Annotated in this window: 20 protein-coding genes; 7 read left to right on the top strand and 13 right to left on the bottom strand. The window is 68.4% G+C overall.

What is annotated here, in order from left to right; genetic code table 11:
• The first annotated feature begins 48 nt into the window (after positions 1–48).
• The gene (locus ACVOLJ_RS11300; protein ID WP_475281014.1) at positions 49–1,056 is read left to right on the top strand and encodes a zinc-binding alcohol dehydrogenase family protein; all 1,008 of its coding nucleotides are present in this window, start codon (positions 49–51) and stop codon (positions 1,054–1,056) included.
• 83 nt (positions 1,057–1,139) lie between these two features.
• Here the strand turns inward: ACVOLJ_RS11300 and ACVOLJ_RS11295 are convergent, their stop codons facing one another.
• On the bottom strand, positions 1,140–1,745 hold the full coding sequence (locus ACVOLJ_RS11295) for a glutathione S-transferase family protein (protein ID WP_481564146.1): 606 nt from the start codon (positions 1,743–1,745) through the stop codon (positions 1,140–1,142).
• Positions 1,746–1,790: 45 nt separating this feature from the next.
• Between ACVOLJ_RS11295 and ACVOLJ_RS11290 the strand changes: the two genes are divergently transcribed.
• The 3 genes from ACVOLJ_RS11290 to ACVOLJ_RS11280 all read left to right on the top strand — a co-directional run bounded on the left by ACVOLJ_RS11290 (position 1,791) and on the right by ACVOLJ_RS11280 (position 4,419).
• Positions 1,791–3,338: a DNA recombination protein RmuC gene (locus ACVOLJ_RS11290; RefSeq protein WP_481564145.1), complete on the top strand. Its 1,548-nt coding sequence runs from the start codon at positions 1,791–1,793 to the stop codon at positions 3,336–3,338.
• Between the two features lie 71 nt (positions 3,339–3,409).
• The gene (locus ACVOLJ_RS11285; protein ID WP_475281011.1) at positions 3,410–3,808 is read left to right on the top strand and encodes a hypothetical protein; all 399 of its coding nucleotides are present in this window, start codon (positions 3,410–3,412) and stop codon (positions 3,806–3,808) included.
• A 65-nt stretch (positions 3,809–3,873) separates the two neighbouring features.
• A complete protein-coding gene (locus ACVOLJ_RS11280) occupies positions 3,874–4,419 on the top strand; it encodes a glutathione peroxidase (RefSeq protein ID WP_475281010.1) in 546 nt (181 codons plus the stop codon).
• A gap of 129 nt (positions 4,420–4,548) precedes the next feature.
• On the opposite strand, the gene ACVOLJ_RS11275 is transcribed toward ACVOLJ_RS11280, so the two are convergent.
• Genes ACVOLJ_RS11275 through ACVOLJ_RS11250 form a run of 6 tightly spaced genes read right to left on the bottom strand, consistent with a single transcriptional unit; the run spans position 4,549 to position 8,632 of the window.
• Positions 4,549–5,550 carry an MlaA family lipoprotein gene (locus ACVOLJ_RS11275; RefSeq protein ID WP_481564144.1) on the bottom strand — a complete coding sequence of 334 codons (1,002 nt, stop codon included), beginning with the start codon at positions 5,548–5,550 and terminating at the stop codon, positions 4,549–4,551.
• Position 5,551: 1 nt separating this feature from the next.
• Positions 5,552–5,863 (bottom strand): STAS domain-containing protein, encoded by a 312-nt coding sequence (locus ACVOLJ_RS11270; protein WP_475281008.1) that lies wholly within the window; start codon positions 5,861–5,863, stop codon positions 5,552–5,554.
• Positions 5,853–6,515 (bottom strand): MlaC/ttg2D family ABC transporter substrate-binding protein, encoded by a 663-nt coding sequence (locus ACVOLJ_RS11265; protein WP_100467683.1) that lies wholly within the window; start codon positions 6,513–6,515, stop codon positions 5,853–5,855. Before ACVOLJ_RS11265 ends, ACVOLJ_RS11270 begins: the two co-directional genes overlap by 11 nt.
• A complete protein-coding gene (gene mlaD, locus ACVOLJ_RS11260; protein ID WP_006404090.1) occupies positions 6,512–7,036 on the bottom strand; it encodes an outer membrane lipid asymmetry maintenance protein MlaD in 525 nt (174 codons plus the stop codon). Before mlaD ends, ACVOLJ_RS11265 begins: the two co-directional genes overlap by 4 nt.
• Before the next feature lie 58 nt (positions 7,037–7,094).
• Complete coding sequence (locus ACVOLJ_RS11255) at positions 7,095–7,844, bottom strand: MlaE family lipid ABC transporter permease subunit (protein WP_006404088.1); 750 nt, start codon at positions 7,842–7,844, stop codon at positions 7,095–7,097.
• Entirely contained in the window at positions 7,844–8,632 is a 789-nt protein-coding gene (locus tag ACVOLJ_RS11250; protein WP_475281007.1) for an ABC transporter ATP-binding protein, read from the bottom strand. Before ACVOLJ_RS11250 ends, ACVOLJ_RS11255 begins: the two co-directional genes overlap by 1 nt.
• A gap of 194 nt (positions 8,633–8,826) precedes the next feature.
• Between ACVOLJ_RS11250 and recC the strand changes: the two genes are divergently transcribed.
• From recC to recD, 3 genes are read left to right on the top strand one after another with little or no spacing between them, the layout of a single operon-like run.
• Positions 8,827–12,171: an exodeoxyribonuclease V subunit gamma gene (gene recC, locus ACVOLJ_RS11245; protein ID WP_481564143.1), complete on the top strand. Its 3,345-nt coding sequence runs from the start codon at positions 8,827–8,829 to the stop codon at positions 12,169–12,171.
• Complete coding sequence (gene recB, locus ACVOLJ_RS11240; protein ID WP_481564142.1) at positions 12,168–15,842, top strand: exodeoxyribonuclease V subunit beta; 3,675 nt, start codon at positions 12,168–12,170, stop codon at positions 15,840–15,842. Before recC ends, recB begins: the two co-directional genes overlap by 4 nt.
• Positions 15,839–17,719 (top strand): exodeoxyribonuclease V subunit alpha, encoded by a 1,881-nt coding sequence (gene recD / locus ACVOLJ_RS11235; protein ID WP_481564141.1) that lies wholly within the window; start codon positions 15,839–15,841, stop codon positions 17,717–17,719. Before recB ends, recD begins: the two co-directional genes overlap by 4 nt.
• A 49-nt stretch (positions 17,720–17,768) precedes the next feature.
• On the opposite strand, the gene ACVOLJ_RS11230 is transcribed toward recD, so the two are convergent.
• From ACVOLJ_RS11230 to ACVOLJ_RS11205, 6 genes are all read right to left on the bottom strand, one after another.
• Entirely contained in the window at positions 17,769–18,167 is a 399-nt protein-coding gene (locus tag ACVOLJ_RS11230) for a hypothetical protein (RefSeq protein ID WP_475281003.1), read from the bottom strand.
• A 102-nt stretch (positions 18,168–18,269) separates the two neighbouring features.
• A complete protein-coding gene (locus tag ACVOLJ_RS11225; protein WP_481564140.1) occupies positions 18,270–20,312 on the bottom strand; it encodes an FUSC family protein in 2,043 nt (680 codons plus the stop codon).
• A gap of 3 nt (positions 20,313–20,315) precedes the next feature.
• Positions 20,316–21,776: an efflux transporter outer membrane subunit gene (locus ACVOLJ_RS11220; RefSeq protein ID WP_475281001.1), complete on the bottom strand. Its 1,461-nt coding sequence runs from the start codon at positions 21,774–21,776 to the stop codon at positions 20,316–20,318.
• Positions 21,773–22,690 carry an efflux RND transporter periplasmic adaptor subunit gene (locus ACVOLJ_RS11215; RefSeq protein WP_475281000.1) on the bottom strand — a complete coding sequence of 306 codons (918 nt, stop codon included), beginning with the start codon at positions 22,688–22,690 and terminating at the stop codon, positions 21,773–21,775. The genes ACVOLJ_RS11220 and ACVOLJ_RS11215 overlap by 4 nt, the downstream gene beginning before the upstream one ends.
• Positions 22,687–22,896: a DUF1656 domain-containing protein gene (locus tag ACVOLJ_RS11210; protein WP_475280999.1), complete on the bottom strand. Its 210-nt coding sequence runs from the start codon at positions 22,894–22,896 to the stop codon at positions 22,687–22,689. The genes ACVOLJ_RS11215 and ACVOLJ_RS11210 overlap by 4 nt, the downstream gene beginning before the upstream one ends.
• 106 nt (positions 22,897–23,002) lie before the next feature.
• Positions 23,003–23,458: a MarR family winged helix-turn-helix transcriptional regulator gene (locus ACVOLJ_RS11205; RefSeq protein ID WP_475280998.1), complete on the bottom strand. Its 456-nt coding sequence runs from the start codon at positions 23,456–23,458 to the stop codon at positions 23,003–23,005.
• Positions 23,459–23,831: the final 373 nt, after the last annotated feature.

The raw sequence follows: 23,831 nt of genomic DNA, 5'->3' as shown, positions 1-23,831 counted from the left end.
GGCATGCACGGCGCACGCTGTGGGCTCTCCTCTTTGCTGGATAGCCCCATGCGCGCCATTGCCTACACCCAAGCGGGCCTGCCGATCGATGATCCGCAGGCCCTGATCGACATCGACCTGCCACTGCCGCAACCGGGCCCGCGCGACCTGCGGGTGGCGGTGCGGGCGGTGGCGGTGAACCCGGTCGATACCAAGGTCCGCCGCAGCATGGCCACCGACGCCCCGCGCGTGCTCGGTTGGGATGCAGTGGGCGTGGTCGATGCGGTCGGCAGCGAGGTGAGCCTGTTCCAGCCGGGCGACGCGGTGTATTACGCCGGCGTGATCGATCGCCCGGGCAGCAACGCCGAGTTCCAGCTGGTGGACGAGCGCAGCGTCGGCCGCAAGCCGGCCAGCCTGGAGGATGCGGCGGCCGCGGCGTTGCCGCTGACTGCGATCACCGCGTGGGAACTGCTGTTCGACCGCCTGCGCATCGCCGAGGGTGGCGGTGAAGGGCAGAACCTGCTGGTGATTGGTGCGGCCGGTGGCGTCGGTTCGATCCTGGTGCAGCTGGCACGCCGGTTGACCCGGCTGACGGTGATCGGCACCGCGTCGCGTCCGGCCACGCAGGACTGGGTGTATGCGATGGGCGCGCACCACGTGATCGATCACAGCCTGCCACTGGCCGAGGGCCTGGCCCGGCTCGGCATCAGCGAGGTGCAGCACGTTGCCAGCCTGACCCACACCGACCAGCACTACGAGCAGATCGTGCAGGTGCTGGCGCCGCAGGGCCAGCTGGGCCTGATCGATGATCCCGGCCAGCTGGATGTCATGGCCCTCAAGCGCAAGGCACTGTCGCTGCACTGGGAATCGATGTTTACCCGGCCGCTGTACAGGACTGCCGACATGCAGCGTCAGCACGATCTGCTGAACCGGGTCGCCGAGCTGGTCGATGCCGGCGTGCTGCAGACCACACTGGGCGAGCACTTCGGCCGGATCGACGCAGCCAACCTGCGGCGCGCGCACGCGCTGCTGGAAAGCCATCGGGCCAAGGGCAAGATCGTGCTGGAAGGCTGGTAAGCCCCGCGGCGGCGCGGGGCAGCAGATCCACGCCATGCGCGGATGAGGGAAACGGTAGTGCCGGCCGCTTGGCCGGCAGCACGCTACGCCACGCCGTTGTCCACGTGTTCGGCGAACCCGGGACGACCACGCAGGCGCTCGAACCAGGCATTGACGTGGTTCAGCACCGGCTTGTCGCCGGGGGTACTGCGCCAGCGCTGGGTCGACAGGCCGAGCACGATGTCGGCAAGGGTGAAACCGCTGCCGGCCACATGGCCGGTGCTTGCCGCAAGCTGGGTGTCGAGCATGCCCATCAGCCGGTTCCATAGCACCAGGCTTGCCTCGGCGGTGGCGTTGTCCGGATGGTCCGGATGCCGGCGCACGCGCGCCATGAACACCGGTCGCCAGGCGTTGTTGAGGTCGGTGGCCTGCCAGTCCATCCATTGCTCGACCTGCGCGCGCGGCTGCCCGGCACGGGGCAGCAGGTCATCGCGGTCCTGCCGGCCGGCCAGGTAGCGACAGATGCTGTTGGATTCCCACAGCACGAAGCGGCCGTCGCGCAGCACCGGTACCTGCTGGTTGGGATTCAGCGCGGCCAAGCGGTCCGGCGCAGGTGCCGGGTCATGTGAGACCGGGAGATCGAGTTCGGCGCACAGCCACAGCACCTTGCGCACGTTGATCGAAGTGGGCTTTCCGTAGAGTTCAAGCATGGTGGTGTTGCAGCAGCTGAGACTGGGCCAGCCTACACTTGTGGCATGCAAACCGAATCCCTGCTCATCGCCGGCCTGCTCCTGGTCGTACTCATCCTGCAGCTGGTCGCTCTGTTGCGCCGGCCGCCCCATGACCGCCTGGAACAGGCCGTGCGCGAGGAAGCGCGCGCTGGCCGCAGTGAACTGCGCGAACAGCTGGATGGCTTCGCCCGCGCGCTGACCGATCTGTCGACCCGCACCGACCAGCGCCTGGACCTGCTGCGCGAGGCGCTGGGTGAAGACGCGCGCAAGGCCCGCGCCGAAGCCGCCGACAGCCAGCAGCGCAGTGGCGCCTTGATGGCGCAGCGCCTGCAGGAACTGCGTGTGCAGCTGGATGTGTTCGGCCAGCAGCAGGAAGCCCGCATCCACGCGTTCGGCCAGCAGCTGCAGGAGCTGACCGGGCGCACCGATACCCAGTTCGGCGTGCTGCGGCAGACGCTGGTGGACGATGCACGCAAGGGGCGTGAGGAAAGCGCGCAGTCCCAGCAGCGCCTGACCGAAAGCCTGGGCCTGCGCCTACAGGAGCTGACCCAACGCAATGAACAGCGCATCGGCGAGATGCGCGCGACCCTGGAAGAACAGCTGCGCACGCTGCAGGCCGACAATGCGCAGAAGCTGGAGCAGATGCGCCACACCGTCGATGAGAAGCTGCAATCGACGCTGGAAACGCGCCTGGGCAATTCCTTCAAGCTGGTTTCCGAGCGCCTGGAACAGGTGCAGCGTGGGCTGGGTGAAATGCAGCAGCTGGCCACCGGCGTGGGCGACCTCAAGCGCGTGCTGACCAATGTGAAGAACCGCGGCAGCTGGGGTGAAGTGCAGCTGGAAAACATCCTGGAGCAGACCTTGACCCAGGAGCAGTACGCGCGCTCGGTGAAGGTGCGTCCGGACAGCAACGAGATGGTCGACATTGCCGTGCGCCTGCCCGGCCGCAGCGACGACGACACGCCGGTGTGGCTGCCGATCGATTCCAAGTTCCCGCGCGAGGACTACGAGCGCCTGCTCGATGCGCAGGAACAGGGCGATGCAGAGGGCGTGCGCCTGCAGGGCATCCAGCTGGAGCGTGCGGTGCGCGTGCAGGCCAAGTCGATCTGCGAAAAGTACATCGTGCCGCCGCACACCACCGACTTCGCGGTGATGTTCCTGCCCACCGAGGGCCTGTACGCCGAGGTGATCCGGCGCCCGGGCCTGGTCGACCTGCTGCAGCGCGAGCACCGCGTGGTGGTGGCCGGCCCGACCACCGTCACCGCCCTGCTCAACAGCCTGCAGATGGGCTTCCGTACCCTGGCCATCGAACAGCGTTCCAGCGAAGTGTGGACGTTGCTGGGGGCGGTCAAGACCGAGTTCGGCAAGTTCGGCAGCGTGCTGGACAGCGTCAAGACCAAACTCGACCAGGCCAGCAAGCAGATCGACCAGACAGGCGTGCGCACGCGTGCGATCGCCCGCAAGCTGCGGGAGGTCGAGTCGTTGCCCGCCGAGCAGAGCCGGCAGCTGCTCCCCGACACCCTGGCTGCCGAGGACGGCAGCGAGGACGGGGCCGAGGGCGAAGAGGCCTGAGCTGCACCGACACGCCGGCTGCATGGCGGAGTGCGTATGCTTGCCCTCCGTCCGCCCTGACAGGTATCGCCATGCGTTTGCGTCTCTGTGCCAGCCTCGCCCTGACTGCGCTGCTCGCCGCCTGCAGCAGCGCCCCGCCAGCCGCCGATGCCGATGCAACCGCCACCGTGGCCGATACACCTGAAGCCGCGGCCGCCTACCAGGAAGCGCGCGACGTGGACTGCCAGGCCGCCGGTGGCACGCTGCAGCCGCTGGGCCGCCTGCAGCGCGTGCAGTGCGTGATTCCCTATGCAGATGCCGGCAGGTCCTGCGGGAACAAGAGTGACTGCAGCGGCCAGTGCCTGGCCAGTGACAGGGTGGCTGCCGGCGCGGTGGCCACCGGTACCTGCCAGCGCGACATCAGCCAGAACTTCGGTTGCCGCCAGCGCATCGATGGCGGCAAGGCGCTGGGCACGATCTGCGTGGATTGATCGTCGTGCCGGCATCGTGCGGCGCTATGCTGGCAGGCCATTCCCCGCCGTTGCCGGAGCCGTACGTGAGCACCCCGATCCAGGACATTTCCCTCACCACCATCGAAGGCCAGCCGTCCTCGCTTGCCGACTACCAGGGCAAGGTACTGCTGCTGGTCAACGTGGCTTCCAAGTGTGGCCTGACCTCGCAGTACGAGGGCCTGCAGGCGCTGTACGCGGAAAAGCAGGCACAGGGCCTGGAAGTACTCGGCTTCCCGGCCAACAACTTCCTCGGCCAGGAACCGGGCAGCGAGGAGGAGATCCAGCAGTTCTGCCAGCTGACTTACGCGGTGAGCTTCCCGATGTTCGCCAAGATCAGCGTTGCCGGTGAGGACACCCACCCGCTGTACCAGCAGCTGACCGCGGCGCAGCCGCAGGCGATCGGCGAAGGCCCGTTGCGCGAGCGCCTGGCCAGCAAGGAGATTCCGATCCACGCGGCACCGGCTGTACTGTGGAACTTCGAGAAGTTCCTGGTCGGTCGCGATGGCAAGGTCATCGCCCGCTTCGCGCCGGATGTGGCTGCCGATGACGCGCGCCTGCGCGAAGCTGTCGAGGCAGCGCTGGCCGCTTGAAGAAGGTCTGCCAACCTACCGGAAAGGCAGAAGGCGTGCCAACCAAGGTTGGCACCTACAGAAAGGCAGAAGATGCTGGAAATGAAAAACCCCGCCGAGGCGGGGTTTTTCATGGGTCGCCGGCAGTGATCAGTTGGTCCACTGCGGCATGGGCATCGCGTCCACCGGGATCGGCGAATTGGCGTCGTCGCTGCCACGCTCGCGCTTGCCGCGCAGGTCGTTCTCGATCTGGTAGTTGCGGCGCTGCATCCAGGCATCGCGGACCAGTGCGTACTCGTCCACGGCGGTGTCGCGCAGGTCGTCGATCGCCAGCAGCTGTGCGCGGGTGTCGACCAGCTGCAGGCCCTGCAGGCCGATGCGGTACTTGTCGGACTCGATACGGCGGATCGGCGACAGCGGAATGTCACCGGCCAGGCCGAACACATCACGCACCGTACGCGGGCCGAAGAACGGCAGTTCAACGTAACGCGAACGACGCCAGCCCCAGGCACCCAGGGTCTGCCCGAAGTCTTCGTTGCGACGCGGCACCATCGCCTTGCTGGCGGGGTCGAACAGACCACCGATGCCCAGCGTGCTGTTCATCAGGAATCGGCCCAGGCTGTCCCATGCATCGGCAGGACGCCCCTGCAGCAGCTGGTTGGTGATGGTGAGCGGAGCACGCAGGTTGCTGAAGAAATTGCTCACGCCGGTACGCGCAAAGCGCGGCACCACGTGGGTATAGGCGGTGGCCAGCGGGCGGGCGATACCGCGGTCGACGGCATTGTTGAAGCCGTGCACCTTGCGGTTGAACGGTTCCCACGGGTCGTAGGCGGTGGCGTTGGTGGTACCGCCATTGGCGCCGTACAACGCGTCGAAATCATCGTCGTCGCCGGCCGTGGCGGCGGTTGCGCTGCCCGCCGGATCGGTGGCTGCGGCGCTCGGCGGCGGCGGGGTCATTGCCGGCACCGGGGCATCGGCGGCGGCGCTGGCCGGCGCTGCTTCGGCAGGGGCCGCGTCGGCGACTGCCGGTGCGTCCGTCGTCGCCGGCACCAGGGTGTCGGCGGCCGGTGCATCGCTGCGTGCCGGCTTGCCGGCACACGCGCTGAGCGCCGCGGCCAGGAGGATCAGGGGGAAAGCGCGTACGACGTTCATGTCAGCTCGCAGCAGAAGTAGCGTTGAAATCCAGGTCGGGCGACAGCCGGTAGGCCGCGCTCAGCTCGTTGTAGCCGGCGGGGGCGCCGGAGATTGCCAGCGGATGACCGCTCTTGCGCGCGCGCGCGGCCAACTCGGCCAGCAGCGCCAGGCCGGCGCTGTCCACGCGCTCGACCTCGCTCAGCTCCAGCCGGGACAGCTGCGCAGGCAGTGCCTGCAGCTGCGGCCACAGCGCGATTACCGCGGCGCGGTCCAACACCCCGCGCAGGCGCAGGGTGTCAGCTTCCAGCAGCGCCAGCGCCTTACTTGCCATTGCCCGTCGGCCCGGCCTGCATGCTGCCGCTGCGCAGCTCGGTGGCAACCTGCTTGATACCCTTCTGCCGCAGCGGAGCATCGAACTGGTTGCGGAAGGTCTGCACGTAGGAGATGCCTTCGATGTTCACATCGAAGATCTTCCACTGGCCGCCTTCATTGCGCATCCAGTACTCCACCGGGGTCGGTTCGCTGCCGGCGCGCACCAGCTCGGTGAGCACGCGCACGCCACGGTTGCCCGGCAGCGGGCTCTCGCTCTTCAAGCGGAAGCTCGGCTTGCCCTGGATGTTGAGCAGGGTCGAACCGTAGCGCTGCATCAGGTTGTCGGCCATGGCATTGGCGAACAGCTTGATGTCCGCATCGGCAGCACCGCGTGCGTGGGTACCCAGCACCAGGCGCGCGGCATAGTCGCGGTCGAAGGTGCGGTTGAGCTCGCTGTCGATGTAGCTGCGCAGGCTGGCCGGGTTGCCGCTGAACTCGGCCCGGCGCTGCTGAAGGGTATTGAGGATGCGGGTGCTGGCGTCGATCACCACCTTGCCGGCCTGGCCCTGGGGGGCGGCGGCAGCGGGGGCGGCAGCCTGCGCCTGGGCCAGGAACGGGGTGGCCAGCAGCAGCGACGAGGCGAGCAGGGCCGGGATCAGTTTCATCTTCATGGTTGCGGTTCCGTTGCAGGCGCCTGCGCGCCATCGTTGGGCTTCGGAGCAGCGCCGCCACCGGCGCCGCCACTGAACATGTATTTGCCGACCAGCTGGATCAGGTCCACCGCCGGCTGGGTGAAGACGATCTCCTCACCGGGCTTGAGCACGTCCGGATCGCCGCCGGGCTGAAGACCGATATAGCTCTCGCCCAGCAAACCACTGGTGAAGATGCCGGCGGAAGTGTCGGCCGGCAGATCCTTGACCTTGCTGTCCATGCGCAGGGTCACGATCGATTCGAACTTCACCGGGTCCAGGTCGATCGCGGCGACCTGGCCAACGGTGACGCCGCCGATCTTCACCGGCGCCTGCTTGCGCAGCTGGCCGACCTGGGAGAAACGGGCCTTGAGTTCATAGCCTTCGCCACCCCAGCTCCAGCGCTGGTTGGTCGAGGCCACGGCCAGCACCATCAGCGAGGCCAGGGCCAGCAGCAGGAAAGCGCCGACAGAGAATTCAAGTCTGGGACCGCGGATGGCCATGTGGAGTACCTGATCAGTCGTGGTGGCCGCGCGCCGATGCGCGCCGCCGATGGAGGGGTTAGGTGAACAACATTGCCGACAGCACGAAGTTGAACATCAGCACCAGCAGCGAGGCGTTGACCACCGCGCGGGTGGTGGCGACCGAGGTGCCTTCGATGGTCGGTTCGGCGTGGAAGCCGACATAGGCGGCCACCAGCGCTGCAGTGCCGCCGAAGATCGCCGACTTCAGCATCGCCACGCCGAAGTCGTCCCAGAAGTCCACGCTGCCACGCAGCGCCGACCAGAACACGCCATTGTCCAGGCCGAGCACGTGCACGGCTTCGAAATAGCTGGCGCTGATCGCCAGCGAGCAGAAGATGCCGGTCAGCAGCGGCACGGTCAGCACCGCCGCCCAGAAGCGTGGCGCGACGGCCTTGGCCACCGGGTCGATGGCCATCAGCTCCAGCGCCTTGATCTGGTCGGTGGCGCGCATCAGGCCCAGTTCGGCGGCGATCGAGCTGCCGGCACGACCGATGAACAGCAGCGCGGTCAGCACCGGGGCCAGCTCGCGGTACAGCGACAGGCCCAGCAGCGTCGACAGCGCGTCGGCCGCGCCGAACGTGGTCAGCGTGCGGTAACCCTGCAGGGTCAGCACCAGGCCCACGAAGGCACCGCCCACGGCGATGATCGGCAGCGAACGTGCACCGATCTTGTAGATCTCGCGGGTCAGCTCGGCCAGGAAATCACGGGTCGGCAGCGAACCGCGCAGCACGGTCAGCGAGAACAGCCCAGCGCGGCCCAGCGAACGGGTGGCTTGCACGAACGGCATCAGGCAACCCTCGCGCGCGGTGCGGCATCGAACGGGATGGGGCCATCGGGCTGGCCATGCAGGAACTGCCGCAGCAGCGGGTCCTGGCTCGATTGCAGCGCCTCGGGCGTGCCCTGGAACACGATGCCACCATTGGCAATGGCAATCACCTGGTCGCAGATCGGCAGGGTCTCATGCACATGGTGGCTGACGATGATGCTGGTCAGGCCCAGGCTGTGGTTGAGGCGCTGGATCAGGCTCATGATCACCCCCGAGGCGATCGGGTCCAGCCCGGTCAGCGGCTCGTCGTAGATCATCAACGGTGGGTCCAGCGCCAGCGCGCGGGCCAGCGCAACGCGGCGGGCCATGCCGCCGGACAGCTCACGCGGCCACGCATCGGCGGCAGCCAGCAGGCCCACCGAATGCAGCTTCATCTGCACCAGCCGGCGCAGCACCGGCGCCGGCAGGCGGGTGTGGGTGCGCAGCGGCAGGGCCACGTTCTCGGCCACGGTCAGGTCGGTCAGCAGGCCATTGCCCTGCAGCAGCACGCCCACGCTCTTGCGCATCTCCAGCAGTTCAGCGGTGCGCTGCGGGATGGGCTTGCCGAACAGGGTGATGTCGCCGGTGACCGGGCGCAGCTCACCGGTCAGCGCCGCCAGCAGGGTCGACTTGCCGCTGCCGGACGGACCGAGCACGGCGGTGATGCTGCCCTTGGGTACCTGCAGCGATACGTCGCGCAGGATCGTACGTCCGCTCCGGTCGATGCGGACGTTGGACAACTGCACCAGACTGGAGATGGAAGCCGACATGGGCACCCTTAACGTTTTTTCGACATTGAAGGATCGGGTCAGGCTGCTGAACATAAGCAGACTGGACGGTCCAGTATTGTTGCACGGCGGGGCTCCGGCCGGACCGGGACAATTCTGGAAACGGCCGGAACAATCCGTCGCGATCTCCACCTGCCGGCATTGAATACGGCCGGGCGTGCTGCACACTGTGCACGATGAGTGACCCGGGCAGCGATTTCCGCCTCTACCATTCCAATTCGCTGGACGTGCTGGCAGCCCTGCTGGCGCGCAACGTGCGTGTGCCGGTTGCCGGCCAGCCGCTGCTGGCGCCGGAGGTGGTGCTGATCCCGCAGGTGGCGATGCGACGCTGGCTGCAGGCGACACTGGCCGCCGAATTCGGGGTCGCGGCCAATCTGGAATTCCTGACCCCGGGTGAGTTCGTGGCGCGGGCGTTGAACGCCAACGTTGAAGGCGAAGCCGACGATCTGGATGCGGCAGGCCTGCACTGGCGGCTTTACCAGGCGCTGCGCGACCCGCAGCTGCTGGCCCAGCCAGCGATGCGTGCGCTGCAGTCCTACCTTGCCTCTGGCGACGCGCTGAAGCCGTGGGCGCTGGCCGGCGAACTGGCCTCGGTGTTCGAGAAATACCAGGCCTGGCGCCGTGACTGGCTGCTGCGCTGGGAAGCGGGCGCCGATCCGGCCGATCCGCAGGCGATCCTGTGGCGCAGCATCGCCGCCGGCCATGGTTACCGCGCACGCCGCATCCAGGCCTACCTGGACCGCTTCGAAGGTGCTGGCCAGCCGCTGCCACAAGGCTTGCCGCCGCGCATGTCCGCGTTCGCAACGCTCAACATCTCGCCCGACGTGCTGCGGGTGATGGCGACCCAGTCGCGGGTGGGCGAACTGCATTTCTACCTGCCCACGCCGGTGCAGTCCTACTGGGGCGATCTGCAGACCCTGGCCGAGCGCCTGCGCAGCGGCGCGGCTGATCCGTTTGGCGCCGCAGCCGGCGAGAACCGCCTGCTGGAGGCCTGGGGTGCGGCCGGCCGCGATTTCATGGCGGTGCTGGGCAGCTATGAAGTGGTGCATCCGGCCGGTGAGATCGCCGCGTACTCCGACCCCGAAGACGACGGGCGGCCGACGATGGACCAGGGCGGGTTGTCCGACAGCCTGCTTCATCGCCTGCAGCGCGACCTGTTCCACCGCCGTGCCTTGCCCTCCGGTGCGCTGCGCGATGGCCTGCGTGGGGATGACCCGAGCCTGCAGGTGCATGCCTGCCATACCCGCCTGCGCGAACTGCAGGTGCTGCACGACCAGCTGCGCAGCCTGCTGCAGGACCCCCGCTTCGACCCGCCGCTGCAGGCGCGCGAGATCGCCGTGCTGGCGCCGGACATCGATCCCTACGTGCCCTACCTGGAAGCGGTGTTTGGCGGGCGCGGCGGCGGCGACGAACACATTCCCTATGCCTTGGCCGACAGCAGTCCGCTGGCCGGTGAACCACTGGCCGATGTGTTCGTGCACCTGCTGGGCCTGCCGATCTCGCGCTTTGGATTGAATGAAGTGCTGGACCTGCTGGCCAGTGCACCGCTGGCCGAGGCGGCTGGGCTGGAGGCGGTCGACTTCGATCGACTGCATGGCTGGTTGCAGCAGGCCGGCGCGCGCTGGGGCCTGGACGCCAGCCACCGTGGCCAGCTGCGCGCGCCCAGCGACGACGCCTATACCTGGCAGTTTGCACTGGACCGCCTGCTGCTGGGCCACGCCACCGGCAGCGAGGTGGACCTGGCCGGGGTGGCGCCGTGGATCGAGCTGGAAGGCGGGGCGCTGGATGCACTGGACCGGCTGCTGCGCCTGTTGCGGGTACTGGCCGTCTACCAGCGCCGCCTTGGCGAACTGCTGACCCCGGCACAGTGGCGGCAGCGCCTGTTGTCGCTGCTCGATGCATTGCTGCCGACGGCACCCAGCTCGCCCAACAGCCAGCGCGCGCTGGAGCGCCTGCGCAAGCTGCTCAACCAGTTTGCAGAAGATGCGGCCAAAGCCGGATTTGCCGACGGTGTTCCGCCGGAAGTGGTGCGGTCGCACTTTGCCGGGGCATTGGCCGAGGCCGATACCCGCGCGCCACTGCTGACCGGCGGCATCAGTTTCGGCCGCATGGTGCCGATGCGCCTGCTGCCGTTCCGGGTGATCTGCGTACTGGGCCTCAATGACGGCGACTTCCCGCGCCGCGACCCGGCCGCTGGCCTGAACCAGCTGACCGCAGAACTGGATACCCCGCGCCGCCGGCGTGGCGACCGCTCCACCCGCGAGGATGATCGTTTCCTGTTCCTGCAGCTGTTTGCCGCAGCCCAGGACGTGTTCTACCTGAGCTACCTGGGCGCCGATCCGCGCGACGGCAGCGTGCGCGAGCCCTCGGTGCTGGTCAGCGAACTGATCGACGTGGCCGCCAGCCATCACCTCGACCCGCCTGCGGCCGTGCGCGATTTCACCGTGCGCCATGCGCTGCAGCCGTTCTCGCCTGCCGCCTTTGGCGATGGCGACCTGCGCCGCTTCAGCTATCGCCGGCAGTGGCATCCCGCTGCCGGGCGCCTGGGTGGGCAGCGCGGTGGCCTGCTGCCGTGGTTCGATGCGCCGCTGCCGCCACCCGCCGATGCCGGGGTGGAGGACGAGGTTGCGCTCGACAGCCTGCGCCGCTTCCTGTGCGACCCGGCCGGCCAGTTCCTGGCGCAGTCGCTGGGCCTGCGGCTGGCCGACGAGGTCGAGGAGGTTGACGACCTGGAGCCGCTGGTGCTGTCCGGGCGCGGGCCGGAAAAGCGCAGCGTGCAGCTGGCGGTGGTGCAGGCCACCCTGGCCGGCGACAGCGAGCCGCTGTACCCACGGCTGCGCGCGCGCGGCCTGCTGCCATCGGGCGCGCTGGGTGAGCGCCAGTTCGAGGCGGAGCAGCTGAAGACCCGGCCCTACGCCACCGCGATGCTCGGCTGGTTGCGCGGCACACCGCTGGAGAGCCGTCGCTATGAAGTGGAGATCGATGGGGTGCGGTTGCATGGCCGGGTGGGGGATCGCCATCCCGACGGCCTGGTGCGCCTGCGTGCGGGCACGCTCAACGGCACGGCGGTGATCCGCCAGGGCCTGGATTGGCTGCTGGCCAATGCCGCGGGCGATGCACTGCCGCTGGTGCAGTTCCACGATGGCGGCGACGCCGGCCCAGGACCGCATGTGCTGCCGGCGTTGACTGCGCCCGCTGCGCGCGCTGCCCTGCGTGCGTTGCTGCAACTGCGCCAGCGCGGCCTGCGCGAGCCGCTGCGCTTCGCGCCGTACACCGGATGGGTGCTGTACAACGCGCCGGTGGAAAAGCAGCGCAGCGAGGGCTGGAAGCAATGGCATGGCAGCGACCGCAGCTGGGGCGAAGCCAGCAGCGACGCCTGGCAGCTGCTGCTGCGCGGTGCCGACCCCTTCGCCGATGACGCCAGCTATGCCGATCTCCTGCGCAACAGCCAGATCGTCTTCGGTGCGGTGCGCGATGGACGCACGCCGGCCGCGGTGATCGGCCAGGACGGTGTGGCATGAACACCGCAGCGGCCGACACGATGGCCGAACACCTCCGCGCCGATCCCTACCTGGATCTTCCGCTGCAGGGCGTGCGCCTGATCGAAGCCAGCGCGGGCACCGGCAAGACCTTCACCCTGGCCACGCTGTTTACCCGGCTGGTGGTCGAACAGGGGCTGCGCATCGGCCAGGTGCTGGCCGTGACCTTCACCGACGCCGCCACGCAGGAGCTGCGCAAGCGCATCCGCGAACGCCTGGCGCTGGCCGCACGGCTGGTTGACCTGCCGCCGGACGCCGACGAAGCGCCGGATGCACGCCTGACCCGGGATGTCCTGCAGCGCCACCTCGATGCGGGCACGGAAAGCGCTGTGGCGTTGAAGCGACGCCTGCAGGTGGCCGCCGACGAGATCGACCTGGCGTCGATCTTCACCATCCACGGCTTCTGCACCCGGGTGCTGCGCGAACACGCGCTGGAAAGCGGGCATACCTTCGACCCGCCGGAGCTGTTGGCCAGCGATCGCGAACTGCTGGAAGAACTGGCCGCCGACCTGTGGCGGGTCCACGCCAACGATCCGGCCACGCTGGAACCGTTGACCTGGCTGTGGTCCAGCCCGGACGCACTGGCCGCGGACCTGCGCGCGCTGCTGGGATCACCGCCGCTGTACCCACAGCCACTGCCACTTGCCCCGACCGACCCGCGTGCGGCGCTGGACGCGGCAGCAGCGGACCTGATCGCGGCCACCCGCGCGCATGGCGAGATCTTCTTCACCGATCTGTGCACGGCGGTAGAGAACAAATGGTTGAACGGTGTTTCCTACAAGCTGGGTTGGCTGCAGCCGCTGGCGCGCCATGTGCTGGGCTGGGCCGAGCGCGGCGATCCGCGCGAGCTGCTTGCAAGCGATCGGCTGCCGGCGCTGCTGCCGGAGATCCTGGCTGACAAGACCAACCGCAAGTTTCCCGATCGCACGCCGTCCTCGCCCATGCAGGCACCACTGGCGCGCTACGTGGCGCTGCTGGCCGAACGCGAGCAGTGGCTGCGGGCGAGCGCATTGAATTTCCTGCATGCCCTGCGCGAGGAGGCCAGTGAGCGCCTGGCCGCGCTGAAACGACTGCGCCGGGTGCAGACCTATGACGATCTGATCAATGGCGTGGCCCAGGCGCTGGAAGGCGCGCAGCGGCTGACCCTGGTCAAGCAACTGCGCGCGCAGTACCGCATCGCCCTGGTGGATGAGTTCCAGGATACCGATGATCGCCAGTGGGGCATTTTCCACACGGTGTTCGGTGCCTCGCCCGAGGTGGAAGACCTGGCGCTGCAGCCCGCGCTGTTCCTGATCGGCGATCCCAAACAGGCGATCTACGGCTTCCGCGGCGGTGACATCCACACTTACCTGAAGGCCAAGCAGGCTGCACGGCAGGCGCCGGCGCTGGACCAGAACTTCCGCTCGCGCCCGGCCGTGCTGCGCGCGCTGCAGGCCCTGTATGACAACGCCGGTGAGGATGCCTTCCTCGAACGCGACATCCAGTTCGAACCGGTGCGCCCCGGTGGTGTGCGCGCCGATGCGGACTACCTGCGCGATGGCCGGCCTGCACCGGCGCTTACCCTGCGCCTGCTGCGCAGCGGAGGTGACAAGCCGTTGGGTGCCGATGCTTCACGCGATGCGGCCACCCAGGCCTGCGTGGCCGCCATCCACCAGATTCTGGTCGATGCGCGCGCCGGTACCGCGCTGCTGCGTGGACATGCGGTGCAGCCCGGTGACATCGCCGTGCTGGTGCGCTCGCACCGCGAGGCAACGCTGGTGCAGCGCGCGCTGGCTGCGGTGGGCATTCCTGCAGTGGCTGCGGGCAAGCAGAGCCTGTTTGCCACCAGCGAGGCGCGTGACCTCCGCGCATTGCTGCTGGCACTGCTGCAACCGGCCGACGAGGGCCGCCTGCGCGCCGCCTTGGCCACCGTGCTGCTGGGGCAGCGCGCAAGCGCGATTGCCAGCATGGAACGCGAAGGTGACCTGCAGCGTGGGTTCCAGGCGCAGCTGCTGCACTGGCGTGAGCGCTGGCAGCGTGGTGGTCCGTTCGCCGTGATCGCTGACGTCTGTGCAGCGCAGGGCGAGCGGCTGCTGGCACTGATCGACGGCGAACGCCGCCTGACCAACTATCTGCAGCTGGGCGAGCTGCTGCAGGAAGCATCGGCCCAGGCGCTGGGCATGCATGGACTGCTGGACTGGCTGCAGGGGCAGATGGCCAACGCCGACCAGGATGATGAGCAGCAGCTGCTGCGGCTGGAGTCCGATGCACGGCGCGTGCAGATCATCACCCTGCACAAGAGCAAGGGCCTGGAATACCCGCTGGTGTTCCTGCCGTTCGTTGGCATCGATGGTGGCGCGCCGTATACCGCTGCGCACTGCACCGTGCACCTGCAGGGCGAACGCCAGCTGCACTGGAAGCTGGACAAGGACGAGGCGTGGGAAGCGGCCAGCACCCAGCGTGAGCGCGAACAGCGCGCTGAAGACGCGCGTCTGCTGTACGTGGGCCTGACCCGCGCCGAACACGCGCTGTGGATTGCCATCGGCGAGCTGGCCGGGCACGCGAAGACGCGGCTGGCGCCATTGCTGGGCGACCTGCAGGCGCTGCGCGCGCATGCGGACGTATATCTTGATGACCGCGAGCTGCCGGGCCGCCTGCCGCAGTTGCTGGCCGAAGGCGAGGGCGAGCTGCCTGCCGTGCGCCTGTTGACCCGGCGCGTACCGCAGGATTGGTGGGTGTACAGCTTCACCCAGTTGGCGCATGCAGATGCAGGCCACAGCGACGACATCGAGGCCGCGGCCACCGAACTTCCTGCACCGGCGGCTGATGAACCGGCCGGCCCGGAGCTGCCATTGGAACCGGCGTTGCCGCAGGCGGCAACCGAAGACACTGCAGCGCCAGACCCCCGCTTCATGGGCAGCCGCTTCGGCAACGTGTTGCACGACGCGCTGGAAAACGTGGATTTCGCTGCCTGGGGGAGATGGCAGGCAGGGCAGCCGGCGCCGGAAGGGCAGGCCGAGGTGCTGCGCAGGTCGCTGCACGCTGAAGGTTATGCCGACGAAGACCTGGACGACGGCGTGTCGGTGCTGGTGCCGCTGGTCGGCCATACGCTGACCGTGCCGCTGCCTGAAGGCGGCGCCCTGCACAGCGTGCCTGAAGCCGAGCGTCGGGCCGAAATCGAGTTCCACTTCGCGATTGAACCGACCACGGTGCCGACGTTGCTGCAGCTGCTGCACGACCATGGCATTTCCAGTGCACGACGCGGCTTTGGCCTGCGCCGCAGGCTGGAAGGCCTGATGACCGGCAAGATCGACCTGACCTATGTGCGTGATGGCCGCTGGTACGTGCTGGATTACAAATCCAACCGGCTGCCGGGCTACAGCCCGGACCTGCTGGAGATCGCCATGCGCCACAGCGAATACGACCTGCAGGCACTGATCTACACCGTCGCCCTGCATCGCTGGCTGCGCTTCCGCCTGGGCAGCGCCTACGACTATGCGCGCGACATGGGGGGCATCCGCTATCTGTTCTGCCGCGGCCTGGATATCGCCGGCCACGGCGTGCACGTACAGCGTTTCGCACCGGAACTGGTGGATGCGCTGGATGCGCTGTTCGCCGGTGGCCAGGCGGCGCAGGCCGAGATGGCCGCGCGTGCGCGCGGGGAGCGCCTGTGAATCTGCTGCGCGAGCTGCATCGCAGCGGCCAGCTGCGCACCCTGGACCATGCACTGGCCACCAGCCTCGGTCGCCTGCGCGGGGACACACCGGAGGCCGTTGCACTGGCGGCCGCACTGGCCTCGCTGGCGATTTCGCAGGGCCATGCCGGGTTCGATCCGCGACAGCCACAGCGCTTGATCGAAGGCGTGTCTGGCTGGCCGCAACCGGAGCAATGGCTGGCGCAGCTGCGGGCATCACCGTGGGTGGCCATTCCAGACGACGCCGCCGCCAGCGCGGTGGAAGCACCGCTGGTACTGGAGAATGGCCTGCTGTACCTGCGTCGCTACCGCGAGTACGAACGGCAGCTGGCCGTTGGCCTGCAACGCATCGGCCGGCACCCGCTGCCCGCGCAGGACATGGCCGCGTTGGCGCCGTTGTTCGCGCGCCTGTTCCCGCAGGCCACCGCGGGCGAGGACCACCAGGCACGTGCCGCTGGCGTGACGCTGCGCCATCCGCTGGCCCTGGTCACCGGCGGCCCCGGCACCGGCAAGACCACCACCATCGCGCGCCTGTTGCTGCTGTTGGCTGCGCAGGCACTGCACGCGGGCCTGCCTGCGCCCAAGGTCGCACTGGCCGCACCGACCGGTCGCGCAGCAGAGCGCATGGCCGAAAGCCTGCGCCTGGCGGTGCAGCGTCTGCAGGAAGAAGGGCTGGACCCGGCCCTGTGCACCGCGCTGCCGACAGCAGGCAGCACCCTGCATCGGCTGCTCGGTGTGATTCCCGATTCGCCACGGTTCCGCCACCACGCCGACAATCCCTTGCCGATGGATGTGGTGGTGGTCGACGAAGCGTCGATGATCGATCTGCCGATGATGGCAAAGCTGGTGGACGCGATCGCCAGCGGTACCCGCCTGATCCTGCTGGGCGATCCGGACCAGCTGCCGTCGGTGGAAGCGGGCGATGTGCTCAGTGCCATCCTGCGCGCCAGTGGCGATGGCATCGGTACCCGCGCCGATGATGCGCAGGCGCTGCACGGCCTGTTGGCACCGGCCACCTTGCAGCCGCAGGCCTCACCGCGCGCCTTTGCCGGCCGTCGCGTGCAGCTGCAGCGCGGCTACCGGCAGAGCGATTCGCTGGGGCTGGCACCGCTGGCCGATGCGGTGCGCGCGGGCGACAGCGCTACCGCACTGCAGCTGCTGCGCAGCGGTGCGTTGGCCGGGGTGCGGTTCCACGACGGTGAAGCCGACCCGCTGCGCGCCCAGCGCGAGCACCTGCTCGGCCATTGGCGCGCGCTGGCCGATGCCCCCGACCCGGTGCTGGCGCTGCAGCAGGCCAGCCGCCTGCGTGTGCTGACCGCACTGCGCGAAGGACCCCAGGGCGCACGCGGGCTGAACAGCCGCATCGAGCAGCTGCTGGCTGGCAGCACGCCGGGTTACTTCCAGGGCCGGCTGCTGCTGGTTACCGAAAACAGCTATCGGCACCGCTTGTTCAACGGCGATATCGGTATCTGCCTGCGCGACGGCAGTGGCGCGATGGTGGCCTGGTTCCCCGGCGAAACCCTCGAACACCCGCGCGCCTTCCACCCGGCCGCGCTGCCGGCGCATGAAAGCGCCTTTGCGATGACCGTGCACAAGGCACAGGGTTCAGAGTTCGACGAGGTCTGGCTGCAGCTGCCGCGGCAGGACAGCCGGGTGCTGTCGCGCGAGCTGGTCTATACCGGCCTGACCCGCGCCCGCCAGCATCTGCATGTGGCCGGCAGTGCCGACGTGCTGGAAGCGGCGTTGAAGCGGCACGCGAGCCGCCTCGGTGGATTGGCATGGCGGTTGGGCGCGGAAGACGTGGCCGAACAACCGACGCGCATCGAACAGCCCACGGTGCAGGGCACGTTGTTCTGAACCGGGCGCGCTTCGATCGCTTCGGCGTTCATCCACGCCTGGCATCGGTCTACGCTGCGACCAGCACCAGCCCATCGGGGAACACGATTGCCGCTTCGTCGGCACTCACATCGAAGAACCCCACGCCATGCTTCTCGGCCAGGTCCTGCAGCAGGCCGTGCGCACGCTCGGCAACCGAATAGGCGAATGCGCCGTAGATCACGTGGTGGCCGATGCTGTAGTCGGTCACTTCGGCACGGTCGTCGTCATCGTTGCTGAGTGGACCGTTCATCGGAGGGAAGGCCTGCGCCATCTCGGCAAACCACGCCTGCAGCGCGGGGCTGCTCACCGCCGGGTCGTCGTACTCGTGGCGCTCGCCCCACTGGACCTGCGTCTCGAACCAGGCGATGAAGGCCGATGCCTCACGGGGAGCGGCGCTCGCCTCGAACACCATCATGTCGTAACTCATTGAATCGTCCTTTTGTCGGGGCGAAAGACCGCCGGGCATGGCCCGGCGCCACCGCTCATTATTGCGCCGCGCCCGGCGGATCGCATCGCCCGGCGGATCGAATCACACGGATGGCGCTGCGGCGTCCGCCAACAACCCTGGCACCAGCGCCTTTGCCTCCGGGAACAGCGCGAAGCGCAGGCCGACCAGGCCCATCAACGCTTCGTCGCGTGCCTTGCATGCGGCCACGTTGCCGACCCGCGCCAGCGAAGTGTCCAGCCGTTCGCGCAGCGCATCTGCCGCGGCAATCGGCCTTTTCGCGGCGACCTGCTGCCGGTAATGCACGGCGATCTCTTCCAGGATGTGTTCGACCGCTTCACGGCTGCGCTCGGGCAGCTCCAGGCGCGCGCGGCGCAGCTGCAGGATGTTCAGGCCGATGCGTGCTTCGTTGAGCATGTCCACCGAGGCGATGTCGCTGCCCTCGGGCGTCGCCGCCAGGCGCGGCGCGAGCAGGCCCAGCAGGTCGAGCATGCGTGCGGCAAAGCGCTGCCGGTCCTGCTGGCCGCGCCCCTCGGCGGCCTCGGCCAGGGTGGTCCAGCCCTGCCGCACCAGCCGCCGCGCGGTCCACTCGGCGCCCACCGAACGGAACAGGCGGGTCATCACCACCGCAAAGCCAATTCCGATGAACATGGCAATCGACGAATTGAGGAAGCTCTGGATGTTGGCGTTGTACGTGTTCTGCAGGCTCAACAACGCGGCCAGGTTGACCGTCAGCGGCAGCGCGAACAGTGCGCTCTTGGGATGGTGCAGCAGCAGCCCCAGCGGCAGGAACGCCACCGCCAGCACCAGTGCCAGCAGGCCGAAGTCATGTACGGCGGGGAACACACCGAACAGATACACGCCTGCGACCACCGAGGCGACCATCGCCCAGACCAGGAACGAAACCATGCTGGGGGCCGGATCGTCCTGTGCAGCGAAAAAGGCGGCGGTCACCGCGGCCATCATCGCGCCGTTGCCGCCGCCCTCCCAGCCCAGGCCGATCCACAACACGCAGTAGCTCATCAGCGCGACGCCGGCGCTGAGCGCGGAGAACAGCGCCATGCCGTAGTCCACATGCCTGTCGCTGGCGGTGCGTTCGGTGCGGATGCGGTAGTGCGCGCGGTCCAACGGCGCGGTGCCCTGGTCGATGGCGTGCTGCAGGGTGCGGCAGTCCTGCCACAGGTCCACCAGTTCCTCCAGCCGCAGCAGCAGGCTGGCCAGCTGCAGGTGCTGCAGATCGCGGTCCACCTGCGGTTTCAGTGCACTGATGCGGGCGCGCAGGCGCGCGTAGTCGCTGGCACTGGACGGTGTGTCGATCCAGTCGTGGATGTCATCGACCAGCCCTGGCAGGCCCTCGGGCAGCGGTTGGCCGTCGCTGCGCAATGCACTCAGGCGGTCGGCGATCGACGACAACACCGGCAGCAGCAACAGCATGCGTTCACGCAGGCGTTCCATCGATACCGCCGAACCGGCATGGCGCGGGTCGTCGCGTCGCAGGAACTCGATCAGCGCCTCGAACTGCACCAGGTCGGCCGCCAGCCGGTTGCGCGGCGCATGCGCGCGGCCACGTTCAAGGATCTGCCGGCACCACTGCGCGGCATCCTCCATCCAGTTGCCGATGCGCGCGTGCAGCATCGGCCGCACCGAGGCCGGGAACAGCAGTGAGGCGAACAGTACCGCGACCACCGTACCGAGGATGATCTCCTCGCTGCGCGCCACCACGGTGTCGAAGATGGTTTCCGGCGAGGTGACTGCGGGGAAGCCGATGAAGGCGGTGGTGTAGCCGGCCAGCAGGAATGCGTAACCGCGCGGGCCACGGTTGAGCAGGGCCATGAACAGGCAGCCGGCCAGCCAGATCGACATCGCCGCGCTCAGCACCAGCGGCGTTTCCACCAGCGCCGGCAGCACCAGCAGGGTGGCCAGGCCCGCCACCAGCGTGCCGACGATGCGGTACACGCCCTTGGCCCGGGTCGGGCCGAGCAGCGGTTGGCTGACGATGTACACCGTACCCATCGCCCAGTACGGCCGCGACAGGTTGCCGGCCATGGCGATGTACAGGGCGACGATCGCCGCCAGGTAGGTCTTGATCGAGAACAGCCAGGCCTGACGATCGGTCAACCCGTTCATCATTTACCTCGCCGCCGTCGGTGCAGCGGTGGACGCGGCGCTTTCCTGCCAGCCACCACCCAGCACCAGGAACAGGTGGATCTGGTCGCGCGAGACCTGCGCCTCGGCGGCGGCCAGGGTGGCATCGCTGCTGGCCAGGCTGCGGTCGGCGTCCAGGCTGGACAGGTACGGCGTGCGCCCGCCCTGGTAAAGGCGGCGGTTCTGCTCGGCGGCCAGCGCGGCCTGTTCCTGCGCGACGCGCAGCGACTGCAGGCGGCGCAGGTCCTGTGCGTAGCGGTCCAGTGCGGTCTGCGTTTCACGCAGTGCCTGCAGTACAGCGTGGTCGAACTCGGCCAGCGCGGCATCGGCGCCGGCCTCTGCCGCGTGGATGCGCGCGTGGGTGCCCGACGACGGCAGCGTCCACGAGATCAGCGGGCCGATCGACCATTGCTGGGTCATGGGTTGGCCGAAGTCCTCCAGAAGGCCCGCCGCACCCACCGATGCACCGAGGCGGATGTCTGGATACAGCTCGGCGGTGGCCACGCCGATGCGTGCAGTGGCAGAGGCCAGCTTACGTTCCGCCTGGCGGATGTCGGGGCGGCGCTGCAGCAGTGCGCGGCCATCACCCACCGGCAAGGGCTGGGCCAGTGTTGGCGCATGCGCGCAGTCGATCACCCCGGCGGGCAGCTGCCCCGGGGTCTGCCCCAGCAGTGCCGCCAGCGAATAGGCGGCGGCCGAACGCTGTGCGTGCAGTGGCGGCAGTGCAGCTTCCAGCAGAGCGACCTGCGCATTGGCGCGGGCCAGCTCCGGCGGGGTGCCACGGCCGGCAGCGATCAGGCGCTGGGTGACCGAGCGGCTGCGCTGCTGCAGCTGCAGCGAATGCCCGGCCACGTGCAGTTCGTGGTTGGCATGGCAGATTTCCAGGTAGCTGTCGGCCACCTCGGCCACCACGCTTACCTGGGCCAGGTCACGTGCGGCGGCAACCGATTGCTCGTCGGCGCGCGCAGCTTCGGCACCGCGCTTGAGCTTGCCGAACAGGTCGAACTGGTAGCTGACCGCGAACTTGCCATCGGCCAGGTTGATCACCGGCAGTTCGTGTTCCTGCAGGAACGATTCGGCCGACAACTGTGCACGGCTCACGCCGGCCTCGGCTTCGTACTCGAAGCCACCGGCATCCATCGCCTGCTCATACACCGCCGCAGCGCGGCGCAGGTGTGCATCGGCAGCCTTCAGTTCAACATTGTCACGCAGTGCCTGGGTGATCAGGCCATCCAGCACCGGATCGTTGTACAGCGACCACCAGCGGTCGGGGAGCGCCTGGTTGGCAGCGACCTGCGGATTGTCGGTGTCGATGAAGGACGCATTGGCCTGCGGACGCTTGAATGCCGAGCCATCCGGCAGCGCGTAGTCGGGTCCGACGGTCCTGCACGCGGCCAGGCTGGCCAGCGCGACGATCAGGCCGAGACGGGGCAGGGTGGCGTTCACAGGCCCGCCTGTGTCGGCGCGATGCCGGCCTTGTCGTCGTGCCGGCGGCGGCCGGTGTCCACGGTTACCGTGGCGGTGCGGCCGGCGATCAGCTCGACGCCCTCGGGCACCTCGTCGATGGCGATGCGCACCGGAATGCGCTGCGCCAGCCGCACCCAGTCGAAGGCCGGGGTCACATTCGGCAGCAGCGTGCTGCCGTTGCTGCGATAGCGGTCTTCGATACCGGCGGCGATGCTTTCGACATGGCCGCGCAGCGGCGTGTCCTCACCCATCAGGCGGATATCCACCGCCTGCCCGGGCGCGACCCCGCGCAGGCGGGTTTCCTCGAAGTAGCCATCAATGCGGAACGACCCGGTATCCAGCAGCGCCAGTACCGGCTTGCCGGCCACCACGTAGTCGCCCACGCGCATCGTGCGGTCGTTGACGCGGCCATTGGCCGGCGCACGCACTTCCGTACGGGCCAGGTTGAGTTCGGCCAGGTCGACCGCCGCCTGGGCGGTGGCCAGCGCGGCCTGTGCGGCCTGCAGCTTGGCGCGGCGTACTTCGGCATCCTCGGCGGCGACCAGGTCCTGCAGGCTGCGATCGCGCCCGATCTCGCGGCGCAGCTGCGTCACCGATGCCTGGCGCTCGGCCAGGCTGGCGCGGCTCTGTTCCAGCGCGATGCGGTAGCGCGCCCGATCAATCACGAACAGCAGATCGCCCTTCTTCACCGCCTGGTTGTCGGCCACCTGCACCGTTTCCACCAGGCCGGACACATCCGGCGCCACCTGCACCACATCGGCGCCGACATGGGCGTCGCGGGTCCATGGCTCATCCATGTAGTAGACCCACAGCTGGCGCAGTACCAGCAGGGCAACGATCACAGCTGCGCTGGTCAGCAGCACCGGCAGCGTCTTTTTCACGATCTTGTTCACGATTGCATCCAACGCAGAAGATGGAACAGCAGGCCCAGCACGATTCCGTACAGCGCCAGGTTGAACAGCGCCGGATGCCAGACATGGCGATAGGCGCCGGCACGCTGCAGCAGCGCGTGCAGGCCGGCGTTGACCAGGTAGGCCAACAGCATCAACCCGAGCAGGGTCGGGACGAACACTCCGTGGAGACTGAATTCACCGGGCATCGGAAAGGGGGAGGGGCGATGGGGAGGGGAGGAAAATCAAGACAACGACAACGGGCAAAAGCCGCTGGCGTGTGCACGGCAGCGGCGAGGTTGGGGTGCAACGGTCTTACGTGATGCGGTCGGCCGCCTCGGCCAGCAGGCGCCATGCCTTCAGCACCGCATGCAGTTCATCCATGGAAAGTTCGCCGAACACATCCTGGCGCAGGCCGATCAACTGGTCTTCCAGTTCGCTCACCAGCGCGCTGCCCTCATCGGTCAGCCACAGCAGGTTCGCGCGGCGGTCGCTGGCATCGCTTTCGCGGCGCACCAGCCCGCTGGCGCAGAGCTTGTCCAGCAGGCGCACCAGTGAAGGACCTTCCATGCCCAGCTGCTGGGCCAGCGTCACCTGGCGGATGCCACCCCCGGAGCGGCCGATCATCAGCAGGGGCATGGTGCAGGCGGTGGAGATGCCGTAGCTGCCCAGGCGGCTGTCGGCCAGGCGCTGCCACTGCCGCCCCGCATACAGCAGGCCGGAGCTGAGCTGCATCTGCAGCACGGTACGTTCGTCGAGGGGTCGGTCCATAAGAGATAGATAGGATACTACTAATTTCATTCCTATCAATGGGTTTTGCTGAATGGGTGGGTATGTTGAGGAAAGCGTTGCGCCACGTCGCTGCCCGCCCATCACCCCGCGAGCGCGGACGGTTGGCTCCTTAAAGCAGGAGCAGATGCAGTGCGGACCAAGGTCCGCACCCACCAAAGCAGAAAACACCACAGCAGCGGCGCGCTGCTTCCGAAGCCATGAACCCCCGCTTTTGACCCCGCTTTCGGGCGGTCCGGCCGCGCCCGCAGGAAACCGTCAGGGAGGGGGAGAGGGGGCTGCGCAGGACCGTTGGCGCCATGGATGGCGCCATCGAGCCCCCATGGACGGGTTCACGGCGTGTCCTGCGCAGCCC

Source organism: Stenotrophomonas sp. STEN046 (assembly GCF_056759755.1).
This window is presented reverse-complemented; position numbering and strand designations above follow the sequence as displayed.

What these genes read in the sequence shown, in the direction of transcription:
- ACVOLJ_RS11210 (WP_475280999.1), bottom strand. Translation starts at nt 22,896, where the DNA reads ATGCCCGGTGAATTCAGTCTCCACGGAGTGTTCGTCCCGACCCTGCTC.
- mlaD (WP_006404090.1), bottom strand. Translation starts at nt 7,036, where the DNA reads ATGGCCATCCGCGGTCCCAGACTTGAATTCTCTGTCGGCGCTTTCCTG.
- ACVOLJ_RS11285 (WP_475281011.1), top strand. Translation starts at nt 3,410, where the DNA reads ATGCGTTTGCGTCTCTGTGCCAGCCTCGCCCTGACTGCGCTGCTCGCC.
- ACVOLJ_RS11205 (WP_475280998.1), bottom strand. Translation starts at nt 23,458, where the DNA reads ATGGACCGACCCCTCGACGAACGTACCGTGCTGCAGATGCAGCTCAGC.
- ACVOLJ_RS11230 (WP_475281003.1), bottom strand. Translation starts at nt 18,167, where the DNA reads ATGAGTTACGACATGATGGTGTTCGAGGCGAGCGCCGCTCCCCGTGAG.
- ACVOLJ_RS11225 (WP_481564140.1), bottom strand. Translation starts at nt 20,312, where the DNA reads ATGAACGGGTTGACCGATCGTCAGGCCTGGCTGTTCTCGATCAAGACC.
- ACVOLJ_RS11300 (WP_475281014.1), top strand. Translation starts at nt 49, where the DNA reads ATGCGCGCCATTGCCTACACCCAAGCGGGCCTGCCGATCGATGATCCG.
- ACVOLJ_RS11265 (WP_100467683.1), bottom strand. Translation starts at nt 6,515, where the DNA reads ATGAAGATGAAACTGATCCCGGCCCTGCTCGCCTCGTCGCTGCTGCTG.
- recB (WP_481564142.1), top strand. Translation starts at nt 12,168, where the DNA reads ATGAACACCGCAGCGGCCGACACGATGGCCGAACACCTCCGCGCCGAT.
- ACVOLJ_RS11250 (WP_475281007.1), bottom strand. Translation starts at nt 8,632, where the DNA reads ATGTCGGCTTCCATCTCCAGTCTGGTGCAGTTGTCCAACGTCCGCATC.
- ACVOLJ_RS11275 (WP_481564144.1), bottom strand. Translation starts at nt 5,550, where the DNA reads ATGAACGTCGTACGCGCTTTCCCCCTGATCCTCCTGGCCGCGGCGCTC.
- ACVOLJ_RS11270 (WP_475281008.1), bottom strand. Translation starts at nt 5,863, where the DNA reads ATGGCAAGTAAGGCGCTGGCGCTGCTGGAAGCTGACACCCTGCGCCTG.
- ACVOLJ_RS11295 (WP_481564146.1), bottom strand. Translation starts at nt 1,745, where the DNA reads ATGCTTGAACTCTACGGAAAGCCCACTTCGATCAACGTGCGCAAGGTG.
- ACVOLJ_RS11255 (WP_006404088.1), bottom strand. Translation starts at nt 7,844, where the DNA reads ATGCCGTTCGTGCAAGCCACCCGTTCGCTGGGCCGCGCTGGGCTGTTC.
- ACVOLJ_RS11290 (WP_481564145.1), top strand. Translation starts at nt 1,791, where the DNA reads ATGCAAACCGAATCCCTGCTCATCGCCGGCCTGCTCCTGGTCGTACTC.
- recC (WP_481564143.1), top strand. Translation starts at nt 8,827, where the DNA reads ATGAGTGACCCGGGCAGCGATTTCCGCCTCTACCATTCCAATTCGCTG.